This window comes from Streptomyces sp. NRRL WC-3549, assembly GCF_000721935.1.
Taxonomy (GTDB): domain Bacteria; phylum Actinomycetota; class Actinomycetes; order Streptomycetales; family Streptomycetaceae; genus Streptomyces.
This window is the reverse complement of the sequence record NZ_KL585435.1, coordinates 2127-12222: the sequence shown is the minus strand read 5'-3', so window position 1 is coordinate 12222 and position 10096 is coordinate 2127. Positions and strand designations below refer to the sequence as shown.

8 protein-coding genes, 1 tRNA gene and 3 pseudogenes are annotated in these 10096 nt (G+C 69.5%); 5 read left to right on the top strand and 7 right to left on the bottom strand.

Features of this window, described 5'->3' with window-relative positions:
* A pseudogene (locus tag IH13_RS0131550) lies at nucleotides 1–266 on the bottom strand (MFS transporter); the annotation flags it as partial.
* A 61-nt stretch (nucleotides 267–327) separates the two neighbouring features.
* On the opposite strand from IH13_RS0131550, the pseudogene IH13_RS39060 reads away from it, so the two are divergent.
* A pseudogene (locus IH13_RS39060) lies at nucleotides 328–1297 on the top strand (helix-turn-helix transcriptional regulator).
* A 157-nt stretch (nucleotides 1298–1454) separates the two neighbouring features.
* On the opposite strand, the gene IH13_RS0131540 reads toward IH13_RS39060, so the two are convergent.
* On the bottom strand, nucleotides 1455–2456 hold the full coding sequence (locus tag IH13_RS0131540; RefSeq protein WP_031089728.1) for a sigma-70 family RNA polymerase sigma factor: 1002 nt from the start codon (nucleotides 2454–2456) through the stop codon (nucleotides 1455–1457).
* A 147-nt stretch (nucleotides 2457–2603) separates the two neighbouring features.
* Between IH13_RS0131540 and IH13_RS43705 the strand changes: the two genes are divergently transcribed.
* Nucleotides 2604–2750 carry a hypothetical protein gene (locus tag IH13_RS43705; RefSeq protein ID WP_158791436.1) on the top strand — a complete coding sequence of 49 codons (147 nt, stop codon included), beginning with the start codon at nucleotides 2604–2606 and terminating at the stop codon, nucleotides 2748–2750.
* Between the two features lie 163 nt (nucleotides 2751–2913).
* Here the strand turns inward: IH13_RS43705 and IH13_RS0131535 are convergent, their stop codons facing one another.
* Nucleotides 2914–3693, bottom strand: a complete 780-nt coding sequence (locus IH13_RS0131535) for a dioxygenase family protein (RefSeq protein WP_031089727.1) — start codon at nucleotides 3691–3693, stop codon at nucleotides 2914–2916.
* Between the two features lie 110 nt (nucleotides 3694–3803).
* Between IH13_RS0131535 and IH13_RS0131530 the strand changes: the two genes are divergently transcribed.
* Complete coding sequence (locus IH13_RS0131530; RefSeq protein ID WP_199814913.1) at nucleotides 3804–4319, top strand: MarR family winged helix-turn-helix transcriptional regulator; 516 nt, start codon at nucleotides 3804–3806, stop codon at nucleotides 4317–4319.
* A gap of 97 nt (nucleotides 4320–4416) precedes the next feature.
* Here the strand turns inward: IH13_RS0131530 and IH13_RS0131525 are convergent, their stop codons facing one another.
* Both IH13_RS0131525 and IH13_RS0131520 read right to left on the bottom strand, forming a co-directional pair.
* On the bottom strand, nucleotides 4417–5949 hold the full coding sequence (locus IH13_RS0131525; protein WP_031089716.1) for an MFS transporter: 1533 nt from the start codon (nucleotides 5947–5949) through the stop codon (nucleotides 4417–4419).
* A 380-nt stretch (nucleotides 5950–6329) separates the two neighbouring features.
* A complete protein-coding gene (locus IH13_RS0131520; RefSeq protein ID WP_031089714.1) occupies nucleotides 6330–6992 on the bottom strand; it encodes a TetR/AcrR family transcriptional regulator in 663 nt (220 codons plus the stop codon).
* 263 nt (nucleotides 6993–7255) lie between these two features.
* Between IH13_RS0131520 and IH13_RS0131515 the strand changes: the two genes are divergently transcribed.
* Nucleotides 7256–8533 (top strand): M6 family metalloprotease domain-containing protein, encoded by a 1278-nt coding sequence (locus IH13_RS0131515; RefSeq protein ID WP_031089712.1) that lies wholly within the window; start codon nucleotides 7256–7258, stop codon nucleotides 8531–8533.
* A gap of 121 nt (nucleotides 8534–8654) precedes the next feature.
* Nucleotides 8655–8730 (top strand) — tRNA-Arg (locus tag IH13_RS0131510).
* 76 nt (nucleotides 8731–8806) lie between these two features.
* On the opposite strand, the pseudogene IH13_RS39055 reads toward IH13_RS0131510, so the two are convergent.
* A pseudogene (locus IH13_RS39055) lies at nucleotides 8807–9913 on the bottom strand (tyrosine-type recombinase/integrase).
* Nucleotides 9913–10080 (bottom strand): helix-turn-helix domain-containing protein, encoded by a 168-nt coding sequence (locus IH13_RS0131500; protein WP_234433466.1) that lies wholly within the window; start codon nucleotides 10078–10080, stop codon nucleotides 9913–9915. Before IH13_RS0131500 ends, IH13_RS39055 begins: the two are co-directional and overlap by 1 nt.
* Nucleotides 10081–10096: the final 16 nt, after the last annotated feature.

Here is a 10096-nt window from a genome sequence, read left to right as displayed (position 1 = left end):
CCGCCGGTGATCAGACCGGCGGCGAAGGCGAGGGCGTACCCGGCGGTGATCCACTGGATCGAGGAGAACGAGGCACCCGTGTCCCGGGTGATGCTCGGAATGGCGATGTTGACGATCGTGACGTCGACCAGGTCCATGAAGGCCGCGGTCATCACGATCGCGAGCGCGAACCAGCGGCGCCGGTCCGCTTGCTGAGGTGCCGTCGCCGGTCCGGTGGAACCCGTGCGGGCGGCCACCGCGGACGGCTGCGAGTCGGAAGAAGTCATGCGGAGAACCTAGAGACCGATTAGGTCAGTTCTCGTCCTGTTGTACGGGCATCCTGCATGCATGACGGACACCCCGGCACGGCTGCTGAATCTGCTGTCGCTTCTCCAGACGCCTCGCGAATGGCCCGGGAGCGAACTGGCCGAACGGCTCGACGTGAGCCCGCGGACCATCCGGCGTGACATCGACCGGCTCCGTGACCTCGGCTACCCGGTCGAGGCGTCGCGCGGTTCGTTCGGCGGGTACCGCTTGGTGGCGGGTGCCGCGATGCCGCCCCTGCTGCTGGACGACGAGGAGGCGGTGGCCATCGCGGTGGGGCTCAGGGCGGGTGCCGGGCATGCCATCGAAGGGGTCGACGAGGCGTCCGTACGGGCCCTGACCAAGCTGGAACAGGTACTTCCGTCCCGCCTCCGGCATCGCGTCTCCTCCCTCCAGAAGGCCACCGTCCCGCTCACCCGTGGCGACGGCTCCACCATCGATCCGGGCACCCTCACGGTCATCGCCTCGGCCGTGACCGGTCATGAGCGGCTGCGCTTCGCGTACCGCGCGGGGGACGGCGCCGAGTCGAGGCGGCAGGTCGAGCCTGGTGAGCACGGGCAGCCGGTGGTATCTCGTCGCCTACGACGGGGAACGTGAGGACTGGCGCACCTTCCGGGTGGACCGGGTGTCCGAGCCGTTCGCCACGGGGGTCCGGTTCACCCCGCGCGAGCTGCCCGCCGGGAGTGAGGACGCGGCGCAGTTCTTCACCCGGTCGATGGCCCGGAAGCAGCCGGAGCTGTCCGTGGACGTCAGCTTCCGCGCACCGGCGGACTTCGTCACCGCGCGGCTGCCCGGCACGCTCGGCGCGGCTGAGCCGACCGGTGAGGGCGGGTGCCGGCTGCGCGCGGTCTCCGCCGACTCGCTGGAGTGGATCGCGATGCGGCTGGCCCTGGTGGACTGCGAGTTCGATGTGCACGGGCCGCCGCAGCTCGCGGAGTACCTGAATGCCCTGGGCGCCCGTCTGACGCGTGCCTCCTCGCCCGGGGGGCGGTGAGGTGTTGCCTGCTCGGCCGTGCCGGACGCGAGCTGACATGGGTGAGCCCCGGCGCCGGGGGGGGTGGGCGCCGGGACTCAGCTCAGGGGACCGGAAAGGAGACCGGTCGTCGGGCCGGTGCGAACCGGCTTGATGGGGAGATTACGGGGTAATCGGCTCACGCCGCAGCGTCAAAGCCCGTGTCGTGAGCCATCTTCTTCAATTCGAGCAGTGCGTGCTTCTCGATCTGGCGGATCCGCTCCCGCGTGAGGCCGTGCTGCTTGCCCACCTCGGTGAGGGTGCGCTCCCGGCCGTCCTCGATCCCGTACCGCATCCGGATGATGGAGGCGGTGCGGTTGTCGAGCTTGCCGATCAGGTCCTCCAGCTCCTCACTGCGCAGCAGCGTCATCACGGACTGCTCGGGCGACACCGCGGAGGTGTCCTCCAGCAGGTCACCGAACTGCGTGTCCCCCTCGTCGTCCACGGACATGTTGAGGCTGACCGGGTCACGCGCCCAGTCCAGGACGTTACCGACGCGCTCGGCGTTGGAACCCAGCTCCGCGGCGATCTCCGCGTGCTCCGGGTCGCGCCCGTGCTCACGGTTGAACTCACGCTGGACCCGGCGGATCCGTCCGAGCTCCTCCACGAGGTGGACGGGGAGCCGGATGGTACGGGACTGGTCGGCTATGGACCGGGTGATGGCCTGCCGGATCCACCACGTCGCATACGTGGAGAACTTGAAGCCCTTGGCGTAGTCGAACTTCTCGACGGCGCGCACCAGGCCCGCGTTGCCCTCCTGGATCAGGTCGAGCAGGGGCAGACCTGCCCTCGGGTAGCGGCGGGCCACGGCAACGACGAGCCGGAGGTTGGAACGGATGAACACGTCCTTGGCGCGCTCGCCCTCGGCGACCAGCGCTTCCAGCTCTTCACGCTTCGCCCCACCGGCTTTGCTCTCCACCTCTCCGTCGAGGATCTGCTGGGCGTAGACACCCGCCTCGATCATCTGCGAGAGATCGACTTCCTTGGCGGCGTCGAGCAGCGGTGTGCGAGCGATTTCGTCGAGGTACATGCCGACCAGGTCGCGGTCGGCGATCTCCCCGCCCCCGGCGCGAACACTGCTTGCCCGGTCGGTCCCGCCGGACTCGGCGGACGAACGACGGGCGACGGCACGGGTTGCCATGCGTGCTCCCTTGCTGAGTAGGTCGCGACACCCTCCCGGGTGCCCTGCATCCGATGGAAACAACGACTGGAATCCGGACAGAATTCCCACACCGGCCATTCACTTTCGCGATCATGCAGTACCCTGTCGCCTCCTTCAGGAGGACAGATGCCACAGATACCCACAGATGCGCAGGTCAAGCCTGGGACCGGGGCGGACCTGACGGCCCTCACCGATGTCTCCAACCGCTACGCCCGTGAGACGCCGCTCACGTGCGACCCAGCCACCTCCACCCCCGAGGCGCGTCGGCCCTGACCGCGCTCCCCTCCGGAAGACGGCCTGCGCCGACTACTGGTTGCCCCGTTGCCGGGACACGGCCGCGGAAGTACGCGGCCGAGGCCGCCGGAAGGGCCGGCGGCCCCGCTCCCGGTACGTGTCCCACATGCCCGTACGCAACCCCGGCTCGGGGAGCCGCCGCTCAGCCGAACTGCACCGACCGCTTCGCCAGGCCCATCCAGAAACCGTCGATGACACTGCGCCCCCGGTCGAGCTCGCCCTCCGCCGCGCCCAGCGTCACGAAGAGCGGGGCGAAGTGCTCGGTCCGGGGGTGGGCCAGCTTGCCCGACGGCGAAACGTGCTCGAAGTCCAGAAGCGCGTCGACGTCCCCGGCCAGGAGCGCCCGCTGCCCCCAGTCGTCGAACTCGGCCGACCAGCCAGGGGTGCCGCCGGCGTGGCGCAGCGCCGCCAGGTTGTGCGTGAAGAACCCGCTTCCGACGATCAGCACTCCCTCGTCGCGCAGCGGCGCGAGCCTGCGCCCGATGTCCATCAGTGCGCGCGGGTCCAGCGTCGGCAGGGAGATCTGGAGAACGGGAACGTCCGCGTCCGGGTACATCTCGACGAGCGGTACGTACGCCCCGTGGTCGAGGCCTCGGTCGGGGATGTCCTGGACCGGGGTGCCGGCCCGGCGCAGCAGCTTGCGGACGTCGTCCGCGAGCTTCGGCGCACCGGGGGCCGCGTAGCGCACGCCGTAGTAGTGCTCGGGAAAACCCCAGAAGTCGTAGACCAGCGGCACGGTCCGGGTGGCGGCGAGCGCGAGCGGGGCCTCCTCCCAATGGGCCGAGACCATGAGGATCGCCTTCGGGCGCGGCAGACCCGCGGACCAGGCGGCCAGCTCGGCCGGCCAGAGGGGGTCGTCGGCGAGCGGCGGAGCACCGTGGGAGAGGTACAGGGCGGGCATGCGTTCGGCGGTGACAGTCATGGCACTCCCGTTCCTCAACGCCGGCCAAGGCGAATTTCATTGAAGCTTCAAGTTCCTATGTTGACAGACCTTAGTCGTATCTAGTTCAACTTTCAAGAAGAGGTCGTACAGTGGAGTACATGACCATGGCATCCACCGCCGGCGGGCCCCGATGGCTCACGGACGAAGAACAGAGCGTCTGGCGTGCCTATCTGCACGCCACCACGCTCATGGAGGACCACCTCGACCGTCAGCTGCAGCGGGACGCCGGCATGCCGCACATCTATTACGGTCTGCTCGTCCAGCTCTCCCGGGCGCCGCGCCGCAGGAAGCGGATGACCGAGCTGGCCAAGGACGCCAAGATCACGCGGTCCCGGCTCTCGCACGCCGTCGCACGGCTGGAGAAGAACGGCTGGGTCCGGCGCGAGGACTGCCCCTCCGACAAGCGCGGCCAGAACGCGGTACTGACCGACGAGGGACACGCGATGCTCACGCGCTCCGCCCCGGGACACGTCGACGCCGTACGTCAGGCGATGTTCGCCCGGCTCACCCCGGACCAGGTGCGCAACCTCGGCGAGATCATGCAGGTCATCGCCACCGGACTGCAGCCGGAGGACACGGACGCGGACCTGCCCTGGCTCCGCTGAACGGAACCAGGGCAGGGATCACACGGGCACGGGTGTTACCGGGCACGGGTGCCACGCGGCACGGGTGTTACCGGGCACGGGTGCCACGGGCGCAGGATCAGTGGGCGACGACCGGGATCCGGAACTCGTCCTCGGCACCGTCCACCCGCTCCCCCTGACCGCCGGCCGCGCCCGTCGGTCCGGCACCGGGACGCCCGGTGTTGATGAACGTCACCGCGATCGCCGACGCGGCGACGAGGATGCCGACCGCCCACCAGATCGCCGCGGCGAAACCGCTGACCATGGCCTGCAGCTGCAACAGCCGCGGGTCACCGGCGCCCGCGGCGCGGTCGGCCAGGTAGGCGGTGGTGGCACCGGCGGCGATGGTGTTGAGCAGCGCCGTACCGATGGCACCGCCGACCTGCTGCGAGGTGTTCACCATCGCGGAGGCCACCCCGGCGTCACGCGGCTCGATGCCGTGCGTGGCCAGCGACATGGCCGGCATGAAGGCCGTACCCATACCCAGGCCGAGCAGCAGCTGCGCCGGCAGGATGACGCCCGCGTAGGAGGTGTCGACGTCCAGCTGGGTCAGGAACAGCATGCCGCCGGCGGCGACCAGGAAGCCCGGCCCCATCAGAAGCCTCGGCGGGACCCGGGTCATCAGCCGGGCGCCGATCTGCGTGGAACCGGTGATCATGCCCGCGATCATCGGCAGGAACGCGAAGCCGGTCTTGACGGGGGAGAACCCCTGGACGACCTGCAGGTAGTACGTCAGGAAGAGGAAGAGCCCGAACATCGCGATGACGGCGAGACCCAGCGAGAGGTACACCCCTCCGCGGTTGCGGTCGGTCAGGACACGCAGCGGCAGCAGCGGCGTCCTGACGCGTGACTCGGTGAGCACGAAGGCCAGCAGCAGCACTCCGGCGGCGACGAACGCGCCGATCGTCAGCGTGTCCGACCAGCCGGCCGACTCGGCGCGGGTGAAACCGTAGACCAGCGAGACCAGGCCCAGCGTGGACAGGGCGACACCGGGGACGTCGAGCGGCGAGCGGTTGCGGCCTCCGGCCGGCTCACGGATGACGAAGTAGGCGCCGGCGGCGGCGAGCACGGCGAACGGGATGTTGACGAAGAACGTCCAGCGCCAGTTCAGGTACTCGGTGAGGAAGCCGCCGAGGATCAGGCCGACCGCGCCGCCACCACCGGCGATGGCACCGTAGATACCGAACGCCTTGGCCCGTTCCTTGGCATCGGTGAACATGACCGCGAGCAGGGACAGGGCGGCGGGCGCGAGCAGCGCGCCGAAGACACCCTGCAGGGCGCGGGAGCCGAACATCATGGCCTGGCCCTGGGCGGCACCGCCCAGCGCGGAGGCCGCGGCGAAGCCGAGCAGGCCGACCACGAAGGTGCGCTTGCGCCCCCAGAGGTCGGCGATACGCCCGCCGAAGAGCAGGAGCCCGCCGAAGGCGAGCGCGTAGGCGGTGATCACCCACTGCTTGTTGCCCTCGGAGATACCCAGGTCCGTCTGGGCGGACGGCAGGGCGATGTTCACGATGGTCGCGTCGAGCACGACCATCAACTGGGCGAGGGCGATGAAGGCCAGTGCTTTCCAGCGACTGGGATCGGGAAGCCGGGTCTCGGCGATTTTCGACATGGGGGTAGCCACCTAAGGGCGCGTGTGGACGCGAAGAGTCGTGATCGGTTCCGATGCCGGGGCAGGGGCCCGCGGCCGAACCGCTAAAAGGGTGTGTCTGTCCGGCGCCCGGACCTGGAACCGCTGGTCGGGCCCCGGCGCTTCATCGAGGGTGGTCGGCCACTCGGGCCCACGGGCCCGTCGCAGCTGTTACGTCAGTCAGGTCTGGTGTCTGTCGGGCCTGTCGTCTCGGGCTGTCCCCTGTCGGGTCCGCCGTCTGGTCTGCCGTCTGGTCTGTCGGATCTGCCGTCTGTCAGGTCTCTGCTACCTGTCGGGTCTGCCGCCTGCCGGGTCTGTCGCCTGCCGGGTCCGTCACCCGTCGGGCTTGGGCGTCGCGGGCGTCAGCGCCCCCGGCGCAGCTCATCCAAGGTCGCCGCCGATCCAGGCAGTTCGGAACGGGCCGGAGCCTGCAGCCCGTCCAGGAAGAGCTGCAGGTGGCGGTGGGTGAACCGGTCGATGTCCGGACAGGCGATGCCTGGCAGCGGCCGGGTGAGCTGGGAGAGGGCGACGAGTACGTCACCGACCGCGATGTCGGTACGCAGCCGCCCCGCGGACATGGCCCGCCGCACGAGCCCTTCGACGGCCTCTTCGAGGCGCCGTCGCTCGGCGAGCAGTTCGGGATGGTCCTTGTCGAATCCACCGGACAGCATCGGGCACAGCGCAGCGATCCGTTCCTCGGCCGCCGCGTGCACGAACCGGCTGAGCGCGGTGAAGGGATCGGACTCCGCCGCCGCCGCTTCCTCCGCACGGTCGGTGGTGCGGCAGGTGACCGCCAGGACGACCTCATGGGTCAGGGCGGCCCGGTCGGGGAAGTTCCGGTAGAGCGTGGCGTTACCGACCCCTGCCCTGCGTGCGATCTCGTCGAGCGGCACGTCCGGCCCGAACTCGACGAACATCTCTCGGGCAGCCGTCACAATCCGCTCCCGGTTGCGCAGCGCGTCGGCCCGCGGACGGGACGTAATGCGGTGCGCACCGCAGGTGCCGGCTTCGGAGACGGTCTCCACGACGCGGTCCTTCCTCTCGACAGGGGTTCGGCCCTCCGGGGAAAACCGGGGACCATGTCCCCGGTTCACGAGAACACAGGTGCAAACGGGGAAACCCTCCCCGGTTATTTCACACCTAGAAGTGACCTGCGTCACCTGCGATCTGCCGGAAAACCCCTCCAACGGCGCACTCAGCGAGCGAGCGCCCATGTCCCGGCAGAGGCTGATCGCCAGAGCGCAGCCAGGGGCCGGCCGGCTGCCGCGGAGCCCGAAGGCGAGCGACTATGCACCATCCCCGCCACCGGATACGCAGCTGCCGCCGCCCCCTCGCACTCGCCGGAGCGACGGCCCTGGTCATCGCCACCATGGCCTCGGCCAGCACCACCCTCCCCCTCTCCAGCCGGGCCTCCGCCGGACCGGTGTCCGCGCCACGGGGAACCGGCCTGGCCCCGTGCCGGATCCCCGCGAGCATGGGCGTACAGATGTCGGAGGGCATACCCACCCCATCCGGATACACCCGCTCCACCGGACAGATCAGGGCCCTCAACCTGATGATCGACTTCCCGGACGCCCAGGCCACGGAACCGGCGGCGGACCGGCTCGCCGAGTTCTTCCCCCAGACCTCCGACTGGTTCCGGACCAGCTCCTACGGCCGCCTCACCTACATCCCCGAGGCCCCCGTGAAGGACTGGCTGCGCATGCCGCTGCCGTTCTCGGAGTACGGGATCGAGCGCGGCTCACCGTACGAGCCGGGCTACCGCAAGCTCGTCAAGGACCTGGTGTCCGTCGCTGACCCGAAGGTCGACTTCTCCTCCTACGACCTGGTCAACGTGCTGGTCACCCCGAACGCGGGGCCGTCCGCACTGGACACCGTCCTGTCGGTGACCTTCTCAGGCAACGACGAGGCCCCCTCGGCCGACGGGGTACCACTCGCCAACACGTCCTTCGTCTACAGCCGCCAGGACGACGGCTCGGGTTCCTACGCGGACACCGGCTACCGGGTACTGCCTCACGAGAACGGCCATGTGTTCGGACTCCCCGACCTGTACACGATGGAAGGGGGCGGCGCCGTGGGGCACTGGGACATCATGTCCGAGGACTGGGGCGCCAACAACGACCTGCTGGGCTGGCACAAGTGGAAGCTCGGCTGGCTCTCCAACGACCAGATCAGCTGCGCCTCGGCGACCGGAACCAGCGAGCACACCCTAGGCCCGCTGGCCACCCACGGCGGCCCCAAGCTGGCCTTCGTACCGGTGACCGCCGAATCCGGCTACGCGGTGGAGGTGCGGAACACCGGGGGCAACGACGAGGCGATCTGCCGGCCCGGTGTCCTCATCTACAAGGTGAGCTCCGACGTCGACACCGGCCAGGGCCCCATCTCCGTCGCGGACAGCACCAAGGACAGCGGTGGCTGCACGCGCCGGCCCAATGTCCACGCCGAACTCTCCGACGCCCCCTTCAAGCCGGGCGAGACCTTCACCGACCGGTCCAGCGGCATACGCATATCCGTGCTCGACAAGGACGCCGACGACAACTACCGGGTACGGATCACCCGGCCGTGAGCCGGGCCGGACGGAGGCAGGGGCGACCCCCCGCGCCTGCCCGCCCTCACCCGCTACACTGACGGCGGCGTGCCCCTCCAGGCACGTCACGGGATCAGTGGGCCGATGCGTCCAGGACCCCGCCTTCGTAGCTCAGGGGATAGAGCACCGCTCTCCTAAAGCGGGTGTCGCAGGTTCGAATCCTGCCGGGGGCACCAGTTCAGAAGGGGTCCACCTCCGGATTTTCGGAGGTGGACCCCTTCTGACATCCACGTCTGACATCAACGCGGGCGGTCACTCACGATCAGGACGACCTGGACGCCGCTTCCTGAGCAGCCTGTCCATGTGGCTCATGGCCTCGCGCTGCGTGTCCTGGACGACGTGGGTGTAGACGTCCATGGTGATGCTGATCTGGGAGTGCCCAAGGATCTCCATCACGACGCGGGGCGCGACTCCGGCCGCCGTGAGAAGCGTGGCGGTACCGTGCCGGGCGTCGTGCAGCCGGATCACGCGGAGGCCGGCCGACTCGGCGACGCGGGTGAAAGAGCGGTAGACGTTCCGCGGCTCGACCTGGCGGCCGGTACGGGTGGTGAAGACGTAGCCAGACTCCTGCCACTGCTCCCCCGCCTTGACCCGAGCAGCCGCCTGCCGCATCCGGTGCCAGCGCAGGGGTGCGATGCACAGAGCGGGGAGCGGGACAGCCCGGCGACGGCGGCTCTTGGGATCGTCGTCGTAGAGGACGCCCCGACGACGCTGTGTCTGCTGGCGGACGTAGAGGACGCGGTTGTCGAGGTCGAGGTCCGACCACCGCAGGCCGATGATCTCTCCCCGGCGGAGCCCCATGGCGATGGCGAGCACGAAGGCCGCGTACAGCGGGTCCTTGCGGGAGGCCGTGAGGAAGTCCAGCGTCTCGTCGAGGGTCCACGGCTTCAGTTCGCGGTTGTCGGTGCGGGGCGGCTCGACCAGCTTGGCGACGTTGCGCGTGATCAGTTCCTCGCGGCAGGCAGAGGAGAGCGCCGATCGCAGGACGCGGTGCGATTCCTTGGCGGTCGCCGCAGTCGTCTCCTTCTCCAGACGGACGAGGAAGCGGCGTACGTCGGCGAACGCCGAGGGATTCGAGCCGCTTGGCACCGAGCAGCGGCACGAGGTAGAGCCGGACGTGCGCCTCGTACTTGTCGCGGAGAGCTTGGCCGACCTGGTGGGCACGGGCACGCCCTGGTCCACCTTGTCGAGCAGCTCCCGGCGCTTGGCGTCGCACTCCGCCCAGGTCTTGCCGTAGGCGAACTTACGAGCGCGGGTGCCGTCCGGCTGGAGGACGTACACGGCGCACTGGTACCGGCCGTCCTTGCGCTTGGTGATGGTGCCGGCGCCGTTCGGATTGCGTTTGCGCGGAGCAGCCATCAGGCAGCCTCCTCGATCTGGCCGAGGACGAAGTCCCGCACAGCGGTGGCGGGGATACGACGCGCCCCATCGATCTTGATCGAGACGAGACGACGCGAGCGGATCAGGTCGTAGACCTTCGACCGTCCGACCTTGAGACGCGCCATGACGTCCTTCACGGTCAGCAGCTCGGCAGGGGTCTGT

What these genes read in the sequence shown, in the direction of transcription:
- IH13_RS0131540 (WP_031089728.1), bottom strand. Translation starts at nt 2,456, where the DNA reads ATGGCAACCCGTGCCGTCGCCCGTCGTTCGTCCGCCGAGTCCGGCGGG.
- IH13_RS43705 (WP_158791436.1), top strand. Translation starts at nt 2,604, where the DNA reads ATGCCACAGATACCCACAGATGCGCAGGTCAAGCCTGGGACCGGGGCG.
- IH13_RS0131535 (WP_031089727.1), bottom strand. Translation starts at nt 3,693, where the DNA reads ATGACTGTCACCGCCGAACGCATGCCCGCCCTGTACCTCTCCCACGGT.
- IH13_RS0131525 (WP_031089716.1), bottom strand. Translation starts at nt 5,949, where the DNA reads ATGTCGAAAATCGCCGAGACCCGGCTTCCCGATCCCAGTCGCTGGAAA.
- IH13_RS0131515 (WP_031089712.1), top strand. Translation starts at nt 7,256, where the DNA reads ATGCACCATCCCCGCCACCGGATACGCAGCTGCCGCCGCCCCCTCGCA.